Here is a 22,520-nt window from a genome sequence, read left to right as displayed (position 1 = left end):
CTTTATCCCATCAGGCCCGGATTGAATACTCCGCGCGGGTCAAACCGCTGGCGCAATCCGCGTGTGAGGGCGGCAACACCGTCGGCCTCGGGCTGAAAGCGGCCCAGATCGCGCAACGTTTCAGCAGCCGCACGCACGATCGTTGCGTGCCCTTCAAAGGTGCCTAGTTTTTTGCGTATGTCCGTGCCCTTTGGCACCAAAGCCCAGATCAGCCCGCCGCCCCAGTCAAAAACTGTCTGTTCGGCATCCATACGCGCCGCGATATCGGGGGCATCGCCGGGTTTGACCGACAGCCGCCAAACGTCTCCATCTGCATCCTGAAACGCCTGCACATCCCGCAATGCGCGCCACAGCGCCTCTGACTCCGCGACCTCTTCGGCATCGCCCTGCCCTGCGAGTTGCGCCTTAAGCTGCGCCATACGATAGGTTACAGAGTCCGCAAACCCCTCGACCCGCAGATAGGTGCTGCGCTGTTGCGGATCATATGCGGCCCCGGTTACGTCAAACGGGGATTTCAAAGCGGCCGACATAACCCGTACCGCGCCGGCGACATCCGATACCCGCACCGCCAGCGTCGCAGATGTTTCAGGTTTGGGCAGGACCTTCAACGACACTTCGGACAGCACCCCTAATGTGCCCCACGCTCCGGCCATAAGCTTGACCAGATCATAGCCGGTGACGTTTTTCATCACCCTGCCACCATTCTTGATCGCCTGCCCGCGCCCATCGACATAGCGCACGCCCAACAGGAAATCCCGGCACGCCCCGGCCTGTATCCGGCGCGGCCCCGAGATATTGGCCGCCGCAACACCCCCGATGGTCGGCGCGCCCGCTGTCCCCAAGAGACCGCGGTGATCCATGGGTTCAAAGGCCAGCTGCTGGCCCTCGGCTGCAAGCGCGGCTTCAATATCGGCAACCGGCGTACCCGCCTGCGCCACCAGCGTCAGGGCACCGGGCTCATACAGGGATATGCCATTCAGACCCGCCGTGCTGATCGACCTCTCTGGCCCGCCAATACCCCGCGTGCCGCCACCGGTTATGCCCACCGGCTCCTTCAGGTCCGCCACAAGTTCGGCCAGTTCGGCCTCTGTCTCAGGTCTCATATCTGTCCATCTTTTTCATGCGCTACGGGAGCGGGGTCTGCTTTTATTCGGCGGCGATGCCGGCATCGCGATGGGTGCCGGACACATCCAGCGGGAACACCTTGGCCGGGTTCAACAGCCAGGTGGGGTCAAAAACATCTTTGACCGCCATCTGCGCCTCAAGATCCGTTTGCGTGTACTGATGCGACATCAGATCCCGCTTTTCGATGCCAACACCGTGTTCGCCGGTCAGGCAGCCGCCCTCATCGACGCAGAGCTTGAGTATATCGGCGCCAAACGCCTCGCATTTTTCAAGATCACCGGGCTTGTTGGCGTCAAACAGGATCAGGGGATGCATATTGCCATCACCTGCGTGAAAAACATTGCCGACCGGCAGACCATAGTCTTCACTCAGCTCGCCAATCCGGCGCAGAACTGTAGGCAGAGACGACACCGGGATCGTCCCGTCCAGACACATGTAGTCATTGATCTGTCCCATCGCGCCAAAGGCCGATTTCCGGCCCAGCCAGATACGCGCACTTTCTTCGGCTGACTGGCTTTCCCGCAATTCAACGGGATTGTGCCGCTTGGCGATCTCGACAATCTTGGCAAGCTGACTGTCGATTTCGGCCTCTGACCCTTCGACCTCGACAATCAGCAGGGCTTCGCAGTTAGGGTAACCGGCATGGGCGAAATTCTCGCAGGCCTGAATACACAGACGGTCCATGAACTCGATGGCGACGGGTAAGATACCCGATTTGATGATGTCCGAAACGCATTGCCCCGCCACCGCATTGTCATCGAACCCCATCAGAACCGGGCGCGCTCCCTCGGGTTTGCGCAGGATACGCAGGGTCGCCTCGGTCACGACACCCAATTGCCCCTCAGAGCCGCAGATGACCCCCAACAGGTCCAACCCGCCCGCGTCCAGATGAGCCCCGCCCAGCTCAACCACGCTGCCATCCATCATGACCATGGTCACGCCCATCAGGTTGTTCGTTGTAACCCCGTATTTAAGGCAATGCGCCCCGCCCGAGTTCATTGCGATGTTCCCGGCAATCGCGCAGGCCAGCTGAGAGGAGGGGTCGGGCGCGTAAAAGAAATCTTCCTCTTCGACCGCTCCGGTAACGCTCAGATTGGTGCGGCCGGTCTGAACCCGGATGAACCGGTTGTCATAATCGACCTCAAGCACCTCGTTCATGCGGGCAACACCCAGGATCACGCAATCCGCGGTTGGCAAGGCCCCGCCCGCCAAAGACGTGCCCGCGCCGCGCGGCACGACCGGCACGCCCTCGTCATGACAGATGCGCAAAACATCTGCGACCTCTTGCGTCGTCGATGGCAGCACCGCGATCATCGGCGCGCATTTATACGCTGTCAGCGCATCGCATTCATAAGCGCGCGTCTCGGTCTCTTCGTGAATCACCGCATCGGGCGGCAACACTTGCTGCAAGCGCGAGATGATCCCGGCCTTGCGCGACAGCACATCGGGGTTTGGCTGAGGCATTTCCATAGCTGATCCTCCGTTTGGTAAGATAATATTACCAATTATGGCGTCTGGCAAGTTCCCGTCTCGGGACGTACTGTCGCGACCATGACCTGGATTGACCGTGCCCTGCTATTTTCGCCGCTGGATTACGCCGCCCTTGCGCTTCTTTTTGGGGCATGGCTGGGAATCGGATGGCGAATCGACCACCCATCCCCCGACAAGCCGTCCGTTTCGTTTATGATGGATGATTTCCGCCGCGACTGGATGCGCGAGATGGTCACGCGGCAGCCGCGGGTCTTTGATGCGCAGGTGATTTCTGCCATGCGTCAGGGCAGCACGTTTTTTGCCTCGACCATCATGATCGCAATTGGTGGCGCGCTGGCCCTGCTTGGCAATACCGAGCGCCTGGCGGGCGTCGCCGAAGACCTTGCCATCGGGCGCGCTCCAGCAATGGTCTGGGAGATCAAGATACTGGTTATGTTGCTGTTTCTATCCAACGCTTTTCTGAAATTTGTTTGGTCGCATCGCCTGTTTGGCTACAGCGCGGTCCTGATGGCCGCCGTGCCCAATGAACCGGATGACCCGATGGCCTATCCGCGCGCGGCCCAATCCGCCGAGATTTGCATCACCGCCGCCCGCGCTTTTAACCGCGCCCTGCGCGCCACCTATTTCGCGCTGGCCTCGATCGCCTGGATTCTAGGACCTGTCGCGCTGATGCTGACCTCGATTATCACGTTGGGGGTGCTCTACCGGCGGGAATTTGCGTCGCATTCGCGCACAGTAATGCTCAACACCGGATCGTGATCGCCTTTGTCAGCCAAACCGTCTAGGGTCCCGCCATGAGATACATTTTATTAAGCGCTTTGCTCGCCGCCCCCGCCCTGAACACGCCCGCATTTGCCGATGACGCGGTGATCGAAAACGTCGCCGCCCAGCGCAGCGGGGATGGCTGGCGATTCGATGTGACCATCTTGCACCCCGATACCGGTTGGGATGACTATGCTGACGGTTGGCGAGTTCTGGACATGGACGGCAATGAACTGGGCATGCGCGTGCTACATCACCCGCATGAGCAGGAGCAGCCCTTTACCCGCTCGCTCAGCGGAGTGGTGATTCCCGACGGCACCGCGCAGGTGCAAATTCAGGCGCGCACCAATGTCGATGGTTGGGGCGCCGACAATTTCGTCGTGACCCTGCCCGAGGGCTAAAACACACCCATTTGCAACCCGGCGGCCATAGCCAACCCAAGGTCGCGGCATTGGTTCAGCTGACCTTGCGGGATGGTCTTCTCCGCCAGAATCGCCTCGGGCGTTTGCGCGTGGGTGCATATGATCAGCGGCGACTGAACCTCTTTCAGCCGCCACCCGGTTGCAATGCGCGCAGTTTGCCGCGCTGCGTTTTCGCCGTCCGATCCAGCGCAGACCATCTGCGCATAAGGCCGCCCCTCAAGGCGACCCAGAACCGGATAATAGCAGCGGTCATAGAAGTCCTTCATCACCCCTGAGATCGCGGCCAAATTCTCGGGCGCGCAAAAAATATAACCGTCCGCTGCCAGCAAATCCTCGGGCCCGGCCTGATCGGCGGGTTTCAGGATTGTCTCGGCCTCTTGCCGCGCCGCATCTGCCGCAGCCTCGGCCATCTGGCGACTGCCACCGGTGCGGGAGTGATAAACGATCAAAAGCTGCGCCATCTCAGACCCGATGATAAGGGCCGCCCGACAAGATGGTAGCGGCCCGGTAAAGTTGCTCGGACAGCATCACACGGACCAGCATATGAGGCCAGACCATCGCGCCAAACGAGACCGAGAAATCAGCCTCGGACCGCAAGCTCGGGTCTATTCCGTCCGCGCCGCCAATAATCAGCGCCAGATCCTGACGCCCGGCATCGCGCCAACCGCCCAGTTTTTTAGCAAAATCGGGCGAGGACATCACCCGACCGCGTTCATCCAGCGTGCAGATAACCGCGCCCTCGGGCAGCGCCTTGCGCAACAGCGCGGCTTCGGCCCCCATGCCGGCATTCTTTTTGTCTTCGACCTCAATCACCCGCGCAGGACCAAGGCCCAGCGCACGGCCGGTCCGGTCAAATCGTGTCAGGTAGTCATCAAGCAGGGACTTCTCCGGTCCGGCGCGCAATCGCCCGACCGCAATTATGCTGATACGCATATCTCTCTCGCCTCCGGCCTTTCAATACAGGCCGAGATGGCGCCTCAGTTCGCTGAGGCGCTGCCGCCCTGGGGCAGCCACATCTTTTCCAGCTGATAGAATTCACGCACTTCGGGGCGGAAGATATGGACAATCACGTCGCCCGTATCGATCAACACCCAGTCGCCGGTATCCCGACCTTCGACTTTCGAGGTGAACCCAAATTCCTGCTTGATGCGATCCGTCAGCTTTTCCGCCATGGCCGAGACCTGACGGGTCGACCGACCCGAGGCAATCACCATGTGGTCCGCAACCGAGGATTTACCACGCAGATTGATCTGCACGATATCTTCGGCCTTGTCATCGGAAAGTGAGGAAAGGATGCGTTCAAGCAGCTTGTCGCTGATTGACTGAGAGCGGGCCATCACTGCGGCCCCGTCTTCGGCAGGCAAACCCGCCTGGGTATGTAGAGACAGGACATAGTCCTCCTTTGCTATGCGCCGCCAAATCCCCGGCGCCGGGATAGTCATAAGGTAACAAGCGCCCCGTGACATTTCAATGAAGGCCGGACTCTAATCATTGTTCAAATCGAATCTGGTGCATCTATGCATAGTGCGCTGCCCAAAAAAGCAGGGGTATAGCAACGGTAAGAGCCCAAAACTTCATCCTTTCAAATTATTTTTTATTGCTTTACAGTAAACTACTGTTTGACGGAGATAAGCTCATGCGACACCGCGTTACACATATGGCGAAATGGCTTAACCGACTAACCAATGGCGCGATCTTCGTGATCCCTGCTTTGGCGATCTACGCAGCTGTCAGCGGAGAAATTCCTTCCCTGTCCATGGCGTGGTCCGATGCGCATTTCGTTCGTTTCATCGCGTTGGCGGTGATCGCAGCGATGGGGTTGGCATTGTTGATCCGAATGCTTTGGATCCTGCGCTCAGTCTTAAAAGACTGCGCACGCGGCGCGGTTCTCGTGCCTGAGACTGCGGAAAACGTGCAGCGTTTGGGACGAACGATACTGGCGCTTGCTGTATTCCAAACCTTTGACAACACACTGATCAGCCTTGCTGAAAGCATCGGAAAAGCCAGCGGAGATCGCAGCCTTGTGGTGAGTTTTGGCTCATCGGACCTTCTGATGCTGCTATGCGCGGGGCTTGTCTATCTGATTGGATGGATCTTTGCCGAAGCCGTATTGATCGATCGCGAGAATCGGGAATTCGTTTGATGCAGATAATCGTGCGGCTTGATGTCATGATGGCCAAACGCAAGATCAAAGGGCGTGACCTTGCAGTAGCGATCGGCATCACAGAGCAGAATTTGAGTCTTTTGAAATCTGGCAAAGTCAAAGGGGTGCGGTTCGAAACACTTGCCAAGTTGTGCCAGGTCTTAGACTGCCAACCGGGCGACTTGCTGGAAGCCATGATAGACGACCCGTCCATTTCACTTGAACCAAGCTCAAGCGGATAGTATCTGGTGCCCATGAGACTCAATGTGGCCCAAGAACAGAATCTAGAGGATCGCGCGCGCCTGCGCGAACGGTTCTATGGGGCTGCCCGCACGGTTCTGGCCCGTCTATCGGCGGCCTAAGCCACCTCGCCAGCTATTTCTCATTACATATGGGGAGAGGACAGATGTCCCCCAAAACACTCTATGACAAGATCTGGGATGCCCATGTCGCGCACGAAGCCGATGATGGCACCTGCCTGCTTTATATCGACCGCCACTTGGTTCACGAAGTGACCAGCCCGCAGGCGTTCGAAGGCCTGCGCATGGCGGGGCGTCAGGTACGCGCACCGGAAAAGACGATTGCTGTGCCCGACCATAACGTGCCCACTACACCGGATCGTGTGAACGGAATTGAAAACCCGGAATCGCGCATTCAGGTCGAGGCGCTGGACAAGAACGCCAAGGATTTTGGCATTCACTACTATCCCGTACATGACGTCCGTCAGGGCATTGTACACATCGTTGGCCCGGAACAGGGCTGGACCCTGCCCGGCATGACCGTTGTCTGCGGCGACAGCCACACCGCCACGCATGGTGCATTTGGCGCGCTGGCCCATGGGATCGGGACGTCCGAGGTCGAACACGTTCTGGCCACACAAACGCTGATCCAGAAGAAATCCAAGAACATGAAGGTCGAGATCACCGGCAAATTGCAGCCGGGCGTGACTGCGAAAGACATCACTCTGGCCGTGATCGGGGAAACCGGCACGGCTGGTGGCACCGGCTATGTCATCGAATATTGCGGCGAAGCGATCCGTGACCTCACGATGGAAGGCCGCATGACCGTCTGCAACATGGCGATCGAAGGCGGCGCGCGCGCCGGTCTGATCGCGCCGGACGAGACCACCTTTGAATATGTCAAAGGCCGTCCCCATGCGCCCAAAGGCGCGCAATGGGAAGCAGCGATGGACTGGTGGAAAACGCTTTATACCGATGAGGACGCGGAATTCGACAAGGTCATCACCCTGCGCGGCGAAGATATCGCCCCCGTTGTGACCTGGGGCACCAGCCCCGAGGACGTGCTGCCGATCACGGCCTCCGTGCCGCGTCCCGAAGATTTCGAAGGTGGCAAGGTCGACGCGGCCCGCCGGTCGATCGAGTATATGGGTCTGGAAGCCGGGCAGAAGTTGAGCGATGTGGAAATCGACACCGTCTTTATAGGGTCTTGCACGAATGGCCGTATCGAAGACCTGCGCGCCGCAGCCGAAATCCTGAAAGGCAAAAAGATCAAGGACGGGATGCGCGCCATGGTCGTACCGGGTTCAGGTCTCGTCCGTGCTCAAGCCGAAGAAGAGGGTCTGGCCGAGATTTTCAAAGAGGCCGGTTTCGAGTGGCGTCTGGCCGGATGTTCGATGTGTCTGGCAATGAACCCCGACCAGTTGCAACCGGGCGAACGCTGTGCGGCGACCTCGAACCGCAACTTTGAAGGCCGTCAGGGCCGCGGTGGGCGCACCCACCTGCTAAGCCCCGCAATGGCTGCCGCTGCGGCAATCACGGGACGGCTGACAGACGTCCGTGAGCTGATGTAAGGTACCCTCATATCTGAATATTTGAGGGATTGAACAGATGAGTGATTGGATCAAATGGCTCCTGCTGGGGCTGCTGTCTATAGCGTTCGGTGTCTTTGCACTGGGCAATGCCATTGCGGCTTCGATTGCCGTGACGGTTGTGACCGGTGTGCTTCTGCTGATTGCGGGCGCAGTGCAGGTGGTCGGCGGCTTTACCGTCGAAGGCACAGGCAACAAGATCCTGTCGCTCATCATGGGTGTGGTGATGCTGTTCCTCGGCTGGTCCTTTCTGGATCACCCGCTGCAAGGCACACTAACGCTGGCGACCGTAATGCTGATCCTATTCATGGCAGGCGGTATTGCCCGGATCATCCTGTCGTTCCAGATGAAGGGAACACAGTTCTTCTGGCCGACCATGATCTCGGGCATCTTGTCGATCGTGCTGGCAGGCATCATCTGGAGCTATGTCGGACAAGAGCCGCAGGCCCTACTGAGCATTCTGGGAATCTTCCTGGGCATTGAGATGCTGTTCAACGGGTTCGGATTGGTCTTCATGGCGTTCTTCGTCAAAAACGCACCCAAGGGCGAAACAACAGAAGCCAAAGAGGCTTAAACGCGGGGCACAGGGCGCGGCCCTCTCCCGCAGGAGTGTAGAGATGGAAAAGTTTGAAAAAGTCCACGGGGTGGCCGCCCCAATGCCGTTGATCAATATCGACACCGATATGATCATCCCCAAAGTGCATCTGAAGACCATCAAACGGTCCGGCCTTGGCGTCGTCCTGTTTGACGAGATGCGTTATCACGATCACGGCGGCGAAAACGAAGAGTTCGTTCTGAACAAGCCCGCCTATCGCCAGACCGAGATTCTGGTGGCGGGCGACAATTTCGGCTGCGGCTCGTCGCGTGAACACGCACCGTGGGCAATCAAGGATTTCGGTATCAAGGTCGTGATCTCGACCAGCTTTGCCGACATCTTCTTTAACAACTGCTTCAAGAACGGCATTCTGCCCATCGTGGTCGAGGAAGAGCATCACGCGATCCTCATGGACGATGCGCATAAGGGCGAAAACGCGCGTATGACCGTGCATCTGGAAGATCAGCAGATCACCACATCTGATGGCGTCGTGATCGCGTTTGACATCGACCCCCATCGCAAACACTGCCTGCTGAACGGTCTGGACGACATCGGCCTGACGATGGAAAAAGACCACCATATCGATAAGTTCGAGGACCACGCCAGTCAGGCCCGCCCCTGGGTCTGAAACCTGGGGATGATTCTGGGGATACTCAACCTTAACGGGGTCGCCTTGGCGGCCCCGTTCGCATTCTTGGGGTTGAAATTCGAGTAACCACAACATCTAGGTATCACATTGAGATACACGTCGGATTTGCGCCCAAAATGATGCAATCCCGCACCAGTTGCGCCATCATTTTGCCCGAAATTGAGTGTTTTCTGCACTCCGACTTGAGCGAAATACCGCTTATCTTCAAAGTTAGTTTTAACGAGGCCGCCATCAATAAACGAGCGGCGGGCACAAGTTGGACGTTAGGTCGGCACAGAATCGGCCGCGCCAGTTTGGAAAAGGGTTCGGATTGTGATTGCACGCACAACGGGGGCGGCAATACGCGGTGTATTGGTGGCACTTATGGTGCTTACGCCAGCGTTGTACCTCCCGACATCGACATCGAATGGGACCGAGATCATCGTATTTCTCGCGATCCTCGCGTTTATCTTGACTTTTGCCGAATATAATTCGGCATTCCCCAGCTTTATTGAGTTCCGCGATGCTCCGCCGGTCAACCGGCTGCGCTTTGTGGGGCTGATGTCGATGGTGTCTTTCCTGACATTGGTTTGCAAAAACGTCTATGCGCCCAGCGAATTGAGCAGCGTGGTCTACTCCGTCGGGCTTGCGGTCGCAAATGTCGTCGATTTCCCTTATTCGCCCGTCAGGTTGGTTGTGCTGATGCTGCCCTCCGATTCGAGCCTGCCTTTGGTTGAGCTGGTTCGGATTTGCGCCAGTGTTGCCTATGTCGCGGCTCTGGTCACAATCGCAAGCTTTGCCTATGCCGTGAAAGTGCGCGGCTGGCCCACCAGCAATGGCGCGTTCAATGTATGGACCAACCTGCCGCTCTTTGACCCAACCAAGGGGGGTGATGTCGTCACCCGCCTTCAGCGCGACGGAAAGCTGAACATTTCGGTTGGTGTCCTCCTGCCGTTCCTGATTCCGGCGCTTATAAAAGTGACTACAAACTTCGTTGATCCCCTGTCCCTCAGCAATCCTCAGACACTGATCTGGACTATGAGCGCCTGGGCTTTCCTGCCCGCCAGCATGATCATGCGCGGCATGGCAACATTGCGCATCGCAGGTCTGATTGTCGAGAAGCGGCGCGCCTATTCCACAGCCGAGGCCACTCAGGCCGCATGATCCGAACCCTGATCCTGCTGCTGCTTCCCCTTGCAGCGCAGGCAGAGACTTTACGTGTGGCCAGTTTCAACACAGAGCTGCGCCGTGACGGCCCCGGCCTTCTTCTAAGAGATATTGAACGCGACGATCCGCAGGTCTTGGCCGTTGTTCAGGTCATTGCTGCGGTCAGGCCTGACGTGTTGGCTCTGCAGGGGATCGATTGGGATTATGACGGCCGCACACTGGATGCGTTGTCAAAGAAGCTGCTCGAGGCAGACCTTACCTATCCTTTTGTCTACGCCGCGCAACCCAATGCGGGGCTGGCGACCGATGTGGATATGGACGGTGATGGTACAGCGCAGGGGCCAGGCGACGCTCAGGGATGGGGGCGATTTGCCGGACAGGGCGGTCTGGCGATTCTATCCCGGTATCCGATCATCACTGACGAGGTTGCCGACTATACCGCTCTTCTCTGGCGGGATCTGCCCGGGGCCGAGCTGCCCACATCAGGCGGGGCGCCCTTTCCCTCGACGCAGGCGCAGTCCATCCAGCGCCTGTCCTCGACCGCGCATTGGGTGATCCCGATCGATGCGCCCCAGGGGCGGTTTGACCTGATGACCTTCCATGCCAGCCCCCCGGTGTTCGATGGGCCGGAGGATCGGAATGGCCTGCGCAACAAGGATGAAATCCGGCTGTGGTCGCAGGTGCTGGACGGCAAGGTCGGCACAGCCCCAACAGGGCCCTTTATCATTGCTGGGGGCGCCAATCTGGACCCTCAGAAAGGCGACGGGCGCAAAGAGGCGATCCGGACGCTGCTGCAAGACCCCCGGCTGCAGGACCCGGTCCCACGCGACAGCACGGGGTCCCCAGCAACCGTGGCCTGGAAAACGGTCGGAGAGATGCGCGTTGATTATCTGTTGCCGTCGGCGGACTGGCAGATTGCGACCTCGGGCATCTATTGGACCGATGAGACCGGGCAAGAGATCGAGGTCGCCCAAACGGCCAGTCGGCATCGCATGATATGGGTCGATCTGGTGCCCGCTCACGACCCCTGAGGCCCCGCATTGGCAAGGGGCGCGGACCGGGCCTGCGGCTGAGCAATCGCACTGGACAGCGCCGCCTCAAGCCCGGTCGGGCGAAAGTCGCCAATCAATTCCTCAAAAAACGCGTTGTCCAACCGATGCGGGGTGTTCCACAGGTACCGCATTTCGAAAAGATACGGCGCCAGCGGCCAGAACGGACGGGCAAGCTGCAGGGGCCACCAGTGCATTCGCTTCAGGGTCACCTCATGGCCCGATACACGCGACAAAGCCGCTGCAATGTCAGCGCCGGTCAGTGTGTATCCTGCATAGGGAACATCGCAAAACCGGGGCAGATCCGTTCGCATCTCAGCCAGCGCAACAGCGGCGCGCGCCAGATCGGGCAAGAAGGCCCAGGCATGCGGAATGTGAGGGTTGCCGGGATAGACAAACCGCCCACGGGCGAGCTGTTTGATCATGATCTGGTCAAACCAGTTCCCCGACGCGCAGGTATCGATGAAATCACCGGCGCGCAGAATGATCGTGCGCACGGATGACGCGCGATACGCTTCCTCCATCTCGATCCGGATGCGGCCCAGCGGGTTGGCCGCCATATGCGGGGTTGCCACCGACCACGGACTCGGCGTCTGCGCACCGAAGACGTAGACGTTCCCTGGCAAGATCACTGTCGCTCCTTTGGCGGCTGCAGCTTCTATCACCTGCCGCGTCAGTTGCGGAATCTGCCTCGCCCAATCCGGATAGGCCGGGTTCCAGCCATTGACGATGACATCGACCTGCCGCGCACAGGCCCCCAGATCATCCGTGCGACGGTTGAACGCGCGCACATCCCAACCTGCGCTGCGAAACGCATTTGCCGCGTTACGACCAAAGCGCCCCGACGCGCCCAGAACAAGAACAGTTGCCATGATGCGGGCCTCCTTTATACCTTTGATATTGCCATTCACAGAATTTGAGGAATTGCCGAAAAATGCAGATCATGTATTCATCTACTTATGGATAAATCGCTTGCCCTCTCGGACTGGTCACTGATTCAAAGCTTTCTCGCGGTGGCCGAAAGCGGCTCGTTGTCCGGTGCCGCGCGTGCGCTTGGCCGCAGCCAACCTACGCTGGGACGGCAGGTCCAGACGCTTGAGACCGAGCTGGGCGTCTCGCTTTTTGAGCGTCACGCCCGAGGGCTCAAGCTCAGCGAGGTGGGGGAGCAACTCCTGCCCATGGCGCAGCAGATGCATGAGGCCATGAATGCGATCAACATGACCGCGGCGGGACAAGCGCAGCAGCTCGAAGGGTCGGTTCGCATCACCGCTTCGGTCTTTGCATCGCATCATATGCTACCAGCGATTCTTGCCGACATCCGCAGGCAAGAACCGGCGATACAGCTGGAACTGGTCGCCACCGATACAACTGAAAACCTGCTGTTTCGTGAAGCGGATATCGCGGTGCGCATGTACCGCCCGGAGCAGATGGATATCGTCTCGCGCTATCTCGGGGACATTTCAATATGTGTCTGCGCTGCAACCTCGTATCTGGAGCGCGCGGGGCGACCCCAAAAACCTAATGACTTACTCCAGCATGAGCTTGTTGGGTTCGACACAAGCGACGTGATCATCCGAAAGATGCGCAACCGTGGCTGGCCGGTAGACCGGGAAAGTTTCGGCATTCGATGCGATCTGCAGAGCGCCTATTGGGAGCTGATCCGGGCCGGTTGCGGCATCGGTTTCACGCAAACCAAAGTGGCAAGTGCCGATCCGTCCGTAGCAATCTTGCCACTGGACGTCGAAGTTCCAACGCTGCCGGTCTGGCTAGCCGCTCCGCAGGCGATGCGCCAGACCCCACGTATCCGCAGGGTCTGGGATCTGCTGGCTGCAGGCCTCAAGGCCCGTCTCTAGGGGCTAAAGCGCACCTGTATACGTGCCACGCGCCGGGTAGTTGTTGTTCAATGTAAATTTCAGGCCGCCGACGATATCTGACATGGATGGCCGTCCAAATGGCGTGGTCTGCTGCCAAGCGTAATACAGCGTTTGGTCGGGCGCGATATAGAAATGTCCGGGTTCGGCAAACATGTCAGGCTCGGCACTGCCTTCGCGCTTGGTCGAAATGTTCATACCCCAGCCGTCACGCGCCTCGGCCATCGGCAGGCTGTGACCAACGCGCAGCCGCGACACGCCGGCTTTCTCGGCGGTTTCGGCCGCGCGGTCCGCCGTATCCGTCGAGATCATGATGACCTCGACGCCCAGCGCCGCAAACTCATCCAGCGCCGCTTCGACCTCGGTCATCTGCTTGATGCAGATCGGGCAGTGCAATCCGCGATATTGAATCACCAGCGTTCCGTTTTCACCTTTGTTAGCCTCCAGATCGAAGCCGCCATGGGCAACGGTTTCGATTTTCAGCGCAGGAACCGGATTTCCGGGTGTCAGCATGTGTTTTCCTCGTATTTTGACGGGTTCGTCTCATTGACCCGATGCAGCGCAGACGCTAGGGCCTGTGCGACGAAACGCAAGGAGACTATCGATGTCCAACCCCTCGCTCCTCATCCTGCCCGGAGACGGAATTGGCCCGGAAGTTATGGCCGAAGTGCGCAAAATCATCGATTGGTACGGCACCAATCGCGGACTTCACTTTGATGTGAGCGAGGACCTCGTGGGCGGTGCGGCCTATGACGCGCACGGCAAGCCGCTGTCGGACGAAACCATGGCCAAGGCGCATGACGCGGATGCGGTTCTGCTGGGCGCGGTTGGTGGTCCCAAATATGATGACCTGGATTTCAGTCTCAAACCCGAGCGCGGCCTGCTGCGCCTGCGCAAAGAGATGGATCTGTATTCCAACCTACGCCCTGCCCAGTGTTTTGACGCGCTTGCCGATTTCTCGTCGCTGAAAAAGGACATCGTTGCGGGCTTGGACATCATGATCGTGCGCGAACTGACCTCGGGCGTCTATTTCGGCGAACCGCGCGGCATTTTCGAGGAAGGCAACGAACGCGTCGGCATCAACACCCAGCGGTATACCGAATCCGAGATCGAACGCGCCGCACGCTCGGCCTTCGAACTGGCGATGCGGCGGAACAAAAAGGTCTGCTCAATGGAAAAGGCCAATGTAATGGAATCGGGTATCCTGTGGCGCGAGGTCGTGGACCGTGTGGCCAAGGACTACCCCGAGGTCGAAGTGATCCACATGTATGCCGACAATGGCGCGATGCAGCTGGTGCGCGCGCCCAAACAGTTCGACGTGATCCTGACCGACAACCTGTTTGGCGATATCCTGTCCGACACGGCTGCGATGCTGACCGGATCGCTGGGCATGTTGCCGTCTGCCTCGTTGGGTGCACCGATGGCAAACGGACGCCCCAAGGCGCTGTACGAACCCGTCCATGGCTCAGCCCCGGACATTGCGGGCCAAGGCAAGGCCAACCCGATTGCCTGTATCCTCAGCTTTGCTATGGCGCTGCGCTATAGCTTTGACCAGGGCGCCGAAGCTGACCGGCTGGAAGCGGCCGTTGAAAAGGTTTTGGCAGATGGGCACCGCACCGGCGACTTGCTGGCCGATGAAGGCGTGGAGCCGATTTCCACCTCAGCAATGGGTGACGTAATAATCTCCGCGCTCGACGAGAGCCTTTGACTCCTATTTTAGGTGGCGCGTATCGCGCCACCTGAACCTTGGCTGCCTAATTGCCGCCAAATATCCCATTCAGCAGATTATTGATTGCACGCTCAAAGCCGCCGCCGTTCCGTTGACGGCGGGGACGGTTTTGTTGGGCGGGCTGGGCTGGCGGTGCGGGTGCAAGCATGGGCAGTGGCGAGGGCTCCATCCCTTCGGTGACGCGCAGCATGGTTTCTTTCCAGATCTCGGCGGGCAAACCACCCCCCGTCACGCCTGACAATGGCGTGTTGTCGTCATAGCCCATCCAGACCCCAACAACGTAATCTGCCGTAAACCCGATGAACCACGCATCCCGTGCGGCCTGAGTCGTGCCGGTTTTGCCCGCGACCTGCCACCCCGGCAGCTTCGCACGCCCCCCCGTACCTTGGGAGACAACTCGCTCCATCATCCAGGTCAGTTGCTTGGCCGCCTCATCGCGGATCACGCGTTCGCCGATCCCGGATGTGGTCACCATCATCGGTGTCGTGTCGCCCAGCAGCTTCAGTTCAGTCAGCCCATATGGTTCGACCGATGACCCGCCGTTCAGGATGCCCGCATAGGCGCCTGTCATCTCAATCAGCGTGCTTTCGGACGCACCCAACGCCAGCGCCGGCCCCTCTGCTAGATCGCTAGCGATCCCAAAGCCGCTGGCAACGGTGCGTACATTGTCCAGCCCGGCAATCTCGGCCACTTTCACCGCCGGAATGTTCAGTGAGTTCTTCAGCGCATCTGCCAGCGTGACGCGGCCATAGTGCTTGTTGGTATAGTTCTTGGGACACCAACGCGCAGAACCAGGCGGGGTCCAGCATGTCGGCTCATCTATGACAGCATCCAACGGGGAATAGCCCAGTTCCAGCGCGGTGGCATAGACAAAGGGCTTGAACGACGACCCGGTTTGCCGCAGCGCCTGCGTGGCCCGGTTGAACGCGCCAGACACCCGCGTCTTGCGCCCGCCAACCATGCCACGCACGGCGCCATCCGCCGACATCACAACAATTGCGGCTTGCGCCTTGGAGCCCTCTCGGACCTTTTCCTGAAAGATATACTGCAGCGCCTCTTCCGCCGACTTCTGGATGCGCTGATCCAATGTGGTTCGGATCACCACATCTTCGGTGGTGTTACGGGTAAAGAACTCTGGCCCACTAGCCATGACCCAATCGGCAAAATAACCACCGGCGCGCGCGGCGGCCGCCTCGGACAGTTGCGCCGGGTTGGAGCGGGCAGAACTTGCCTGAGAGGTCGTCAGATATCCCTGATCCTCCATCAACCCTATCACCAGTCGCGCGCGATCCTGCGAGCGTTGCAGGTTGTTGGTTGGAGCATACCGCGTCGGAGCCACCAGCAAACCGGCCAGCATCGCGGCCTCGGATGGGTTCACCTCGGCGGCTGATTTGCCGAAATAGCGCTGGCTTGCGGCCTCGAACCCGCGCGCGCCTGCACCCAGAAAGGCGCGATTCAGATAGATGGTCAGAACATCGTCCTTTGAATACTTGACCTCCATCGCCATCGCGTAGATCGCCTCTTTAGCTTTACGCCACAGCGATCCTTGGCGGCAATCGGCCTCATACGCTGCCTCAGATTCCCACTCGCTTGGCTCATAGGGCTCACCAAGGCACAGCAGCTTGGCGGTTTGTTGCGTGATGGTCGAACCACCGTGACCCGACAAAGGCCCTCGCCCCTCGCTCAGGTTGATGCGCACAGCACTGGCCACGCCCCGCGGGCTGACACCAAAGTGGCGATAGAACCGCTTGTCCTCGGTTGCGATCACCGCGTTCTTGAGATGCGGCGAAACCGTATCCGCCGTGATGACCCCACCGAACTGATCGCCGCGCCAAGCAAAGACCTTGCCGTCGCGATCCAACAGGGTCACCGACCCGCGCGCGCGCCCATCAAGCAATGCATCTAGATCCGGTAATGAGGTATAAACTACGCCCACAGCCAGCGCGATCAGCAGCGCGACAACCGCCCCGACACGCCATGTGACACCCCAGAACAGCCGCCACACCCAGCGGAACAGGCGACGAAATATACCGCCGCCACCGCCGGATTTCTTACGGCTGGACCTGCGCGCCGTCTTGCGCGTCGCGGGTTTGCGCGACGTGGATTTCTTGCCCGCAGGCTTAGCGGCCCGCTTGTTCGCTGCGGGTCTCCGTCCTTTCGACGGATATCGCCTGTCGGCAACGAGTCTTGGTTTTCGGCGCTTGGACTCAGTCATGCTCAAACTCTGCCCGGTTATGATTTTGCGTCACCATACCTTGGAGAATTGTGTATGTAGAGGTCTGAATTTCCCCTATTGCCCCTCCTAAATTCGCCTAAATTTTAGACGAAACACAGTATTTGTGCAAAAATTGTGCAACTTTGTGCCATTTTTCCCGGCAACACCCCCTCAAAAGCATTCCTAACTGCGTGCGGTCACGTTCTTTTTCTGCAGGTGCAAAAACCGGCCCCGCCGGACAAGCAGAGGGGAAAGACGTGAAACTGATCATTGCGACAATCAAGCCGTTCAAGCTCGAGGAGGTGCGCGAGGCGCTGACCGACGCGGGTGTGCGCGGCATGATGGTAACCGAAATCAAGGGCTTTGGCTCGCAATCCGGCCACACCGAAATCTACCGCGGTGCCGAATATGCGGTGAACTTCGTGCCCAAGATCAAGCTGGAAATCGTGGTGCCTGCTGCGATGGCCGATCAGATCGTTGAGACCATCACCAACACCGCCAAAACCGGAAAAATCGGTGACGGCAAGATTTTCGTCCTCGATGTCGAGCAGGCGCTGCGCGTGCGGACCGGGGAAACGAACGAAGAGGCGCTGTAAAGCGCCCTCACTCCATAAAATCGAGGACTGACAATGAAACTGATGAAATCTCTCATCCCTGCCGCCGCGGTCGTCGCGTTGCCGCAGATGGGCCTTGCGCAAGAGGCCGCCGCAACCGGCGAAGTCGCGCAGCATACGCAATATATCCTGACCTCGCTGCTGTTCCTGGTCGGCGGTTTCCTGGTGTTCTGGATGGCCGCGGGCTTTGCCATGCTTGAAGCCGGCTTGGTGCGTTCCAAGAACGTAGCCATGCAATTGGTCAAAAACATGGGGCTGTTCTCGTTTGCAGCCATCATGTACTGGCTGGTCGGCTTCAACCTGATGTACCCCGGCGACGGATGGACCATCACCGGCATTCTTGGCGCTTTCTCGCCAACCTCGCTTGAGCCGGTTGGCCTAGCCGACACGGAAACCGCGCTGGACTATGCGTCGGTCGGCTCTGACTTCTTCTTCCAACTGATGTTCTGCGCAACCACTGCGTCTATCGTTTCGGGCACCGTGGCCGAGCGCATCAAACTGTGGCCCTTCTTCATCTTCGTGATCGTGCTGACTGGCGTCATCTATCCAATCGAAGCGTCCTGGCAGTGGGGCGGCGGCTGGCTGTCCGAGATGGGCTTTAGCGACTTCGCAGGCTCAACTCTGGTTCACGCCGCAGGTGGTTTCGCTGCGCTGGCCGGTGCCATCGTGCTGGGCCCGCGTATCGGCAAGTACAACAAAGACGGCAAAGTGGTTCCAATCCCCGGTTCGAACCTGGCGCTGGCCACATTGGGTACATTCATCCTGTGGCTGGGTTGGTTCGGCTTTAACGGCGGTTCGCAGCTGGCGATGGGCACCATTGGTGACATGGCAGACATCAGCCGCATCTTTGCCAACACCAATATGGCCGCAGCGGCCGGTGCGGTTGCAGCGCTGATCCTGACGCAGGTGATGTACGGCAAGGTCGACCTGACCATGGTTCTGAACGGCGCTCTGGCCGGTCTGGTGTCGATCACCGCTGAACCGCTGGCTCCGTCGCTGTTCCAGGCGCTGATCATCGGTGCAATCGGTGGCGTGATCGTCGTCTTCACCGTCCCGATGCTGGACAAGATGAAGATCGACGACGTTGTTGGCGCAATCCCGGTTCACCTAATTGCAGGCTTCTGGGGGACCTTCATCGTGGCATGGACCAATGGCGATGCGTCCTTCGTGACCCAGATCATCGGCTTTGCGGCCATCGGTGCCTTTGTCTTTGTGGTCAGCTTTGTCCTCTTCTCGATCCTCAAGGCAACGGTTGGCCTGCGGGTTGGCGAAGAAGAAGAGATCAACGGCTTGGATATGGGCGAGCTGGGCATGGAGGCCTACCCTGAGTTCTCCAAAGGCTGAGACCTGACATAACCACTCGAAAGCCGGGCGTTCGCGCCCGGCTTTTTCTGTCACAAGATCGCCGTTTGATCTTCGAGGAGCTTACCCCAGGCATAGATTTCAAAACTGCGGAATTCGGGGAAATAGAACGGGTCTTTTTCAATAAGCTCTGCGACCTCGTCCCTTGTCGCCGCCTCTACGATCCAAAGCGCACCGCAAAACGTGCCGTCTGCGTCCGGTTTGAGACCGCCACCGATCAGCAATTCCGGATGGTCCCGGGCATACTCTACGTGAGCGTCCCGCAGGTCGCGCCGCGCCCTGACCTTCAACATGTCATCTGTGTCTTTGAAAATAACCGCCCAACGCATCCGTATCTCCTGTGACTGATAGGAACCCGATGCTAGGCAGCTTTTTCCAGTACACTTAGGGCCAGTCGGCTAATGCGCGCCGCTCCAGCGCGAATCAAAAAGGCCACGCAGAGCATGCGCGGCCTTTTGTTTTTCGGCTTATGTCGGTTCAGACCCCGACGTCGACGATGGCCTGCGCCAGAATCGGAACCGTCGCCGCATTCAGACCCGCGATGTTCAGGCGGCTGTCACCGACCATGTAGATACCGTGATCATTGCGCAGTTTCTCGACCAGCTCGGGCGCGGCACCCAGACGCGAGAACATGCCACGGTGCTGCGCGACAAAGCCAAAACGGTCCGAGCCGCTCAGGCGTTGTAGCTCATCCGCCAGCTGTTGACGCAGCCCCAGCATGGACAGGCGCACCTCTTCCAGCTCGGCCATCCAATCCGCGCGCAAGGCGTCATCCATCAGGATCGCGGTGACGACCCGCGCTCCGTGATCAGGCGGGAAGGAATAGTTCTGGCGGTTGAGGAACGACAGGGTTCCTTGATTCAAGGCGGTCTGACCCGCATTGGCGCTAATCGCCATCAACAGGCCGGTACGTTCGCGGTAGACACCAAAATTCTTCGAGCAGGACGCCGCGATCAGGCATTCCTTGACCGACGAAGCCACCAGACGGGTAGCTTGCGCATCTTCTTCCAGACCATCGCCGAACCCCTGATACGCGATGTCAATCATCGCGATCAGACCACGGTCGTTGATGATGTTCACAACCTCTTGCCACTGCACGAGGTTCAGATTGGCGCCGGTCGGGTTGTGGCAGCAGCCATGCAACAGAACCACATCGCCTGAATTCGCGGTTTTGAGGTCCTCGATCATGCCGTCAAAATCGACGCCGCGGGTTTCTCCGTCGAAATAGCGATACGGAACCGCCTCGATCCCCAGATAGTTCAGGATCGACAGGTGGTTGGGCCATGTGGGGTTCGACACAAATACGCGGGCCGACGGGTTGGCCATGCGGATCAGCTCAAACGCCTGACGGCAGGCACCGGTGCCCCCCGGCGTGGCCACGGCAGCGATGTTTGCGCGCGGAACAGATGTACCCAGGATCAGACCAATCATCGCATCCGCAAAGGCCGGATCACCGGCCAGCCCGGTATAGGCCTTGGTGTCCTGCTCTTCCCAGACTAACCGCTCGGCCGCCTTGACCGACCGCATGACAGGCGTCACGCCATCGGCATCCTTGTAGACACCGACACCCAAGTCGATCTTTTGCGCGCGCGGGTCGTCGCGATACATCTGCATCAGCGCCAGAATCTTGTCGGCTGGCTGGGGTTTGAGAAATTCGAACATCAGTTCTCTCCGGTTGCTACGGGCAGGGTCGGGAAGGCCCCCCATTCCGCCCATGATCCGTCATAAAGCGCGTGATCTTTCTTGCCCATCCGTTCAAGCGCAAGGCTGAGGATTGCGGCCGTCACACCCGATCCGCAGGAGGTGATCGCCGGTTTCGTCAGATTGACGCCAGCCGCCTCGAACACGGCGCGGCACTCTTCGGGCGATTTCATCGTGCCGTTCTTGTTCAGCAAGAGGCCAAAAGGCACGTTGCGTGATCCCGGAATGTGCCCCGACCGCAGCCCTTCGCGTGGCTCTGGTTCACCCCCGGCGAACCGCGCAGCCGAACGGGCATCGATGATTTCGTGATCTGCCAGCTTGGCAGCAGCAGAGACCTGCGTGACATCGCGGACCAGATGGTTCTGCACCCGAACCGTCATGTGGCGGTCGCGGATCACGGGGGGCAGATCTTCGATCTCACGCCCTTCGGCCTGCCATTTGGGAAACCCGCCATCAAGGACGGCCACGTTTTCCTGCCCCATCAGGCGGAACAGCCACCAGACCCGCGCAGCCGACATCAACCCGGCTCCGTCATAGACCACGACCTGATGACCATCGCCGACGCCCATCGCCCGCAACCGTGACATGAACTTTTCAACTGGCGGCGCCATATGCGGCAGGTTGGATCGGTGATCCGAAATGTCGTCGATATCAAAGAACCGTGTGCCGGGGATGTGGCCGGCGTCATACTCGGCCTTCGCATCACGCCCCTGTTGCGGCAGATACCAGGATCCGTCCAACAGGCGCAAATCCGGGTCCTTGAGATGGGCAGCAAGCCATTCGGTAGAAACGAGGGTTTTCGGATCGTCCTGCATCAAAGCCTCCCCTAAGCGCGCTGAGGTTTTCCCTATACCCGGTGGCATAGGGGTTCAAGCTTGGATAGCGCTCACTGAGCGCGGCGCAATCGGAAATATTGGAGGATGCCAATCAAGCTGATGACGATCCAGAAGCTCTCGATCAGCATTGAGGCCAGATTGAAATTCTGGATCAGAGAATAAACGATCAGGATCGAGCCAAACAGATTGATCAGCGGAAAGACCAGATCGTCCGAGTTCATCATCCGCATCTGCGTCGCGAAATAGGCCGCGACCACCAGCAGGGCCCCGAAAGAGCCCACCGCATCCGCAATGGTCAGTGAGTTCAGAAATGTCGTCATCCTATGTCCTGTTAACCAGCCGTCTGTTGCCCATAATGGTGCATATTCAAAAACACGGCCCCGTCCGGGCCTGCACGGTAGCCATGCGGCAGATCGGCGGCAAACCGCAACCCTTGCCCATTCTGCAAAATCACCCACTCTCCGTCGCGCAGCACCTCTAGGGGACCGGTCAGCACAAAAACCTCTTCGGTGACGCCAGGGGCGTGGGCCGGTGACGTGTGGCTTTGATCCGGCTTCAGCGTGACATGAAAGGTTTCGGCCCCCAGCGCTGGATCGAACGGAAACACGATCTTGACCGCGATGCTGCCGGGAAAGGTCACGGTCTGAAACACCCCGGCTGACGGATCGCGCCCTGCGGCGGTGCCGATCAATGCGCTGAGCGGCATCTGAAACCCTTTGGCGATCTTCCAGAGGGTCGCAATCGTCGGGCTTGATTCGCCGCGTTCGATCTGGCCCAACATGGCTTTGCTGACCCCTGTCATCTCAGCCACCTTGGACAGGCTCAGCCCCGATGCTGCCCGCACATCCCGCAGTTTCAGTGTAATATCTTCCGGTGCCATATCGCCGTCTTTCGAATCCTCTTGTGCGTTATAGCGCACATGTGATACGTGCGCTATAACGCACGAACCCCGGATACGACAAGCCGGTCAATAGGGAAACAG

The 22,520-nt window shown here is 59.1% G+C and carries 27 protein-coding genes; 14 read left to right on the top strand and 13 right to left on the bottom strand.

The features are described 5' to 3' along the window. Positions 1-2: 2 nt before the first annotated feature. Together ACR0I7_RS13645 and ACR0I7_RS13640 are read right to left on the bottom strand one after the other, a co-directional pair. Complete coding sequence (locus ACR0I7_RS13645) at positions 3-1,103, bottom strand: FAD-binding protein (protein ID WP_480511904.1); 1,101 nt, start codon at positions 1,101-1,103, stop codon at positions 3-5. Between the two features lie 43 nt (positions 1,104-1,146). Then, entirely contained in the window at positions 1,147-2,595 is a 1,449-nt protein-coding gene (locus ACR0I7_RS13640; protein ID WP_480511902.1) for an FAD-linked oxidase C-terminal domain-containing protein, read from the bottom strand. A gap of 81 nt (positions 2,596-2,676) precedes the next feature. Between ACR0I7_RS13640 and ACR0I7_RS13635 the strand changes: the two genes are divergently transcribed. Together ACR0I7_RS13635 and ACR0I7_RS13630 are read left to right on the top strand one after the other, a co-directional pair. Continuing rightward, complete coding sequence (locus tag ACR0I7_RS13635) at positions 2,677-3,375, top strand: DUF599 domain-containing protein (RefSeq protein WP_480511900.1); 699 nt, start codon at positions 2,677-2,679, stop codon at positions 3,373-3,375. Positions 3,376-3,410: 35 nt separating this feature from the next. After that, positions 3,411-3,779, top strand: coding sequence for a hypothetical protein (locus ACR0I7_RS13630; RefSeq protein WP_480511898.1), 369 nt, complete (start codon positions 3,411-3,413; stop codon positions 3,777-3,779). Here the strand turns inward: ACR0I7_RS13630 and ACR0I7_RS13625 are convergent. The 3 genes from ACR0I7_RS13625 to rsfS are packed head-to-tail and all read right to left on the bottom strand — an operon-like array spanning position 3,776 to position 5,242. Then, positions 3,776-4,261: a flavodoxin family protein gene (locus ACR0I7_RS13625; protein ID WP_480511896.1), complete on the bottom strand. Its 486-nt coding sequence runs from the start codon at positions 4,259-4,261 to the stop codon at positions 3,776-3,778. The two genes, ACR0I7_RS13630 and ACR0I7_RS13625, sit on opposite strands and share 4 nt — an antisense overlap. Position 4,262: 1 nt before the next feature. Next, a complete protein-coding gene (gene rlmH, locus ACR0I7_RS13620) occupies positions 4,263-4,733 on the bottom strand; it encodes a 23S rRNA (pseudouridine(1915)-N(3))-methyltransferase RlmH (protein WP_480511894.1) in 471 nt (156 codons plus the stop codon). 44 nt (positions 4,734-4,777) lie between these two features. Then, on the bottom strand, positions 4,778-5,242 hold the full coding sequence (rsfS, locus tag ACR0I7_RS13615; protein ID WP_480511892.1) for a ribosome silencing factor: 465 nt from the start codon (positions 5,240-5,242) through the stop codon (positions 4,778-4,780). A gap of 194 nt (positions 5,243-5,436) precedes the next feature. Here rsfS and ACR0I7_RS13610 point away from each other — a divergent pair, with 194 nt between their 5' ends. The 8 genes from ACR0I7_RS13610 (at position 5,437) to ACR0I7_RS13575 (ending at position 11,192) form a co-directional block, all read left to right on the top strand. Beyond that, positions 5,437-5,943 (top strand): hypothetical protein, encoded by a 507-nt coding sequence (locus ACR0I7_RS13610; protein WP_480511890.1) that lies wholly within the window; start codon positions 5,437-5,439, stop codon positions 5,941-5,943. After that, complete coding sequence (locus ACR0I7_RS13605) at positions 5,943-6,185, top strand: helix-turn-helix domain-containing protein (RefSeq protein ID WP_480511888.1); 243 nt, start codon at positions 5,943-5,945, stop codon at positions 6,183-6,185. Before ACR0I7_RS13610 ends, ACR0I7_RS13605 begins: the two co-directional genes overlap by 1 nt. 12 nt (positions 6,186-6,197) lie before the next feature. Next, positions 6,198-6,305, top strand: coding sequence for an isopropylmalate isomerase (locus ACR0I7_RS13600; RefSeq protein WP_170528597.1), 108 nt, complete (start codon positions 6,198-6,200; stop codon positions 6,303-6,305). 44 nt (positions 6,306-6,349) lie between these two features. After that, positions 6,350-7,753, top strand: a complete 1,404-nt coding sequence (gene leuC, locus ACR0I7_RS13595; protein ID WP_480511886.1) for a 3-isopropylmalate dehydratase large subunit — start codon at positions 6,350-6,352, stop codon at positions 7,751-7,753. Between the two features lie 37 nt (positions 7,754-7,790). After that, a complete protein-coding gene (locus tag ACR0I7_RS13590) occupies positions 7,791-8,345 on the top strand; it encodes an HdeD family acid-resistance protein (protein WP_480511884.1) in 555 nt (184 codons plus the stop codon). A 43-nt stretch (positions 8,346-8,388) separates the two neighbouring features. Further along, entirely contained in the window at positions 8,389-8,994 is a 606-nt protein-coding gene (gene leuD, locus ACR0I7_RS13585) for a 3-isopropylmalate dehydratase small subunit (RefSeq protein ID WP_480511882.1), read from the top strand. Between the two features lie 333 nt (positions 8,995-9,327). Next, positions 9,328-10,158, top strand: a complete 831-nt coding sequence (locus ACR0I7_RS13580; RefSeq protein WP_480511880.1) for a hypothetical protein — start codon at positions 9,328-9,330, stop codon at positions 10,156-10,158. Continuing rightward, the gene (locus tag ACR0I7_RS13575; RefSeq protein ID WP_480511878.1) at positions 10,155-11,192 is read left to right on the top strand and encodes an endonuclease/exonuclease/phosphatase family protein; all 1,038 of its coding nucleotides are present in this window, start codon (positions 10,155-10,157) and stop codon (positions 11,190-11,192) included. The genes ACR0I7_RS13580 and ACR0I7_RS13575 overlap by 4 nt, the downstream gene beginning before the upstream one ends. On the opposite strand, the gene ACR0I7_RS13570 is transcribed toward ACR0I7_RS13575, so the two are convergent. Further along, positions 11,180-12,082, bottom strand: coding sequence for a Rossmann-fold NAD(P)-binding domain-containing protein (locus ACR0I7_RS13570; RefSeq protein WP_480511876.1), 903 nt, complete (start codon positions 12,080-12,082; stop codon positions 11,180-11,182). The two genes, ACR0I7_RS13575 and ACR0I7_RS13570, sit on opposite strands and share 13 nt — an antisense overlap. Positions 12,083-12,169: 87 nt before the next feature. Between ACR0I7_RS13570 and ACR0I7_RS13565 the strand changes: the two genes are divergently transcribed. Further along, positions 12,170-13,063, top strand: a complete 894-nt coding sequence (locus ACR0I7_RS13565) for a LysR family transcriptional regulator (RefSeq protein WP_480511874.1) — start codon at positions 12,170-12,172, stop codon at positions 13,061-13,063. A 3-nt stretch (positions 13,064-13,066) separates the two neighbouring features. On the opposite strand, the gene ACR0I7_RS13560 is transcribed toward ACR0I7_RS13565, so the two are convergent. Beyond that, positions 13,067-13,594 carry a redoxin domain-containing protein gene (locus ACR0I7_RS13560; protein ID WP_480511872.1) on the bottom strand — a complete coding sequence of 176 codons (528 nt, stop codon included), beginning with the start codon at positions 13,592-13,594 and terminating at the stop codon, positions 13,067-13,069. Positions 13,595-13,685: 91 nt separating this feature from the next. Here ACR0I7_RS13560 and leuB point away from each other — a divergent pair, with 91 nt between their 5' ends. Next, positions 13,686-14,789, top strand: a complete 1,104-nt coding sequence (gene leuB / locus ACR0I7_RS13555) for a 3-isopropylmalate dehydrogenase (protein ID WP_480511870.1) — start codon at positions 13,686-13,688, stop codon at positions 14,787-14,789. Between the two features lie 46 nt (positions 14,790-14,835). Here leuB and ACR0I7_RS13550 read toward each other — a convergent pair whose 3' ends face one another. Then, positions 14,836-17,025: a transglycosylase domain-containing protein gene (locus ACR0I7_RS13550; RefSeq protein WP_480511868.1), complete on the bottom strand. Its 2,190-nt coding sequence runs from the start codon at positions 17,023-17,025 to the stop codon at positions 14,836-14,838. Between the two features lie 257 nt (positions 17,026-17,282). Between ACR0I7_RS13550 and ACR0I7_RS13545 the strand changes: the two genes are divergently transcribed. Together ACR0I7_RS13545 and ACR0I7_RS13540 are read left to right on the top strand one after the other, a co-directional pair. Next, entirely contained in the window at positions 17,283-17,621 is a 339-nt protein-coding gene (locus ACR0I7_RS13545) for a P-II family nitrogen regulator (protein WP_480511866.1), read from the top strand. A gap of 33 nt (positions 17,622-17,654) precedes the next feature. After that, the gene (locus tag ACR0I7_RS13540; protein ID WP_480511864.1) at positions 17,655-18,983 is read left to right on the top strand and encodes an ammonium transporter; all 1,329 of its coding nucleotides are present in this window, start codon (positions 17,655-17,657) and stop codon (positions 18,981-18,983) included. A 50-nt stretch (positions 18,984-19,033) separates the two neighbouring features. On the opposite strand, the gene ACR0I7_RS13535 is transcribed toward ACR0I7_RS13540, so the two are convergent. The 5 genes from ACR0I7_RS13535 to ACR0I7_RS13515 form a co-directional block, all read right to left on the bottom strand. Next, positions 19,034-19,330 (bottom strand): YciI family protein, encoded by a 297-nt coding sequence (locus ACR0I7_RS13535; RefSeq protein ID WP_480511862.1) that lies wholly within the window; start codon positions 19,328-19,330, stop codon positions 19,034-19,036. Between the two features lie 148 nt (positions 19,331-19,478). Continuing rightward, positions 19,479-20,663, bottom strand: coding sequence for an amino acid aminotransferase (locus tag ACR0I7_RS13530; RefSeq protein WP_480511860.1), 1,185 nt, complete (start codon positions 20,661-20,663; stop codon positions 19,479-19,481). Beyond that, positions 20,663-21,517, bottom strand: a complete 855-nt coding sequence (gene sseA / locus ACR0I7_RS13525) for a 3-mercaptopyruvate sulfurtransferase (RefSeq protein ID WP_480511858.1) — start codon at positions 21,515-21,517, stop codon at positions 20,663-20,665. Before sseA ends, ACR0I7_RS13530 begins: the two co-directional genes overlap by 1 nt. Positions 21,518-21,588: 71 nt before the next feature. Then, positions 21,589-21,858: a CBU_0592 family membrane protein gene (locus ACR0I7_RS13520; protein WP_480511856.1), complete on the bottom strand. Its 270-nt coding sequence runs from the start codon at positions 21,856-21,858 to the stop codon at positions 21,589-21,591. A gap of 11 nt (positions 21,859-21,869) precedes the next feature. Then, a complete protein-coding gene (locus ACR0I7_RS13515; protein ID WP_480512131.1) occupies positions 21,870-22,418 on the bottom strand; it encodes a helix-turn-helix domain-containing protein in 549 nt (182 codons plus the stop codon). Positions 22,419-22,520: the final 102 nt, after the last annotated feature.

It is taken from the genome of Ruegeria sp. AM1 (assembly GCF_056540745.1).
This window is presented reverse-complemented; position numbering and strand designations above follow the sequence as displayed.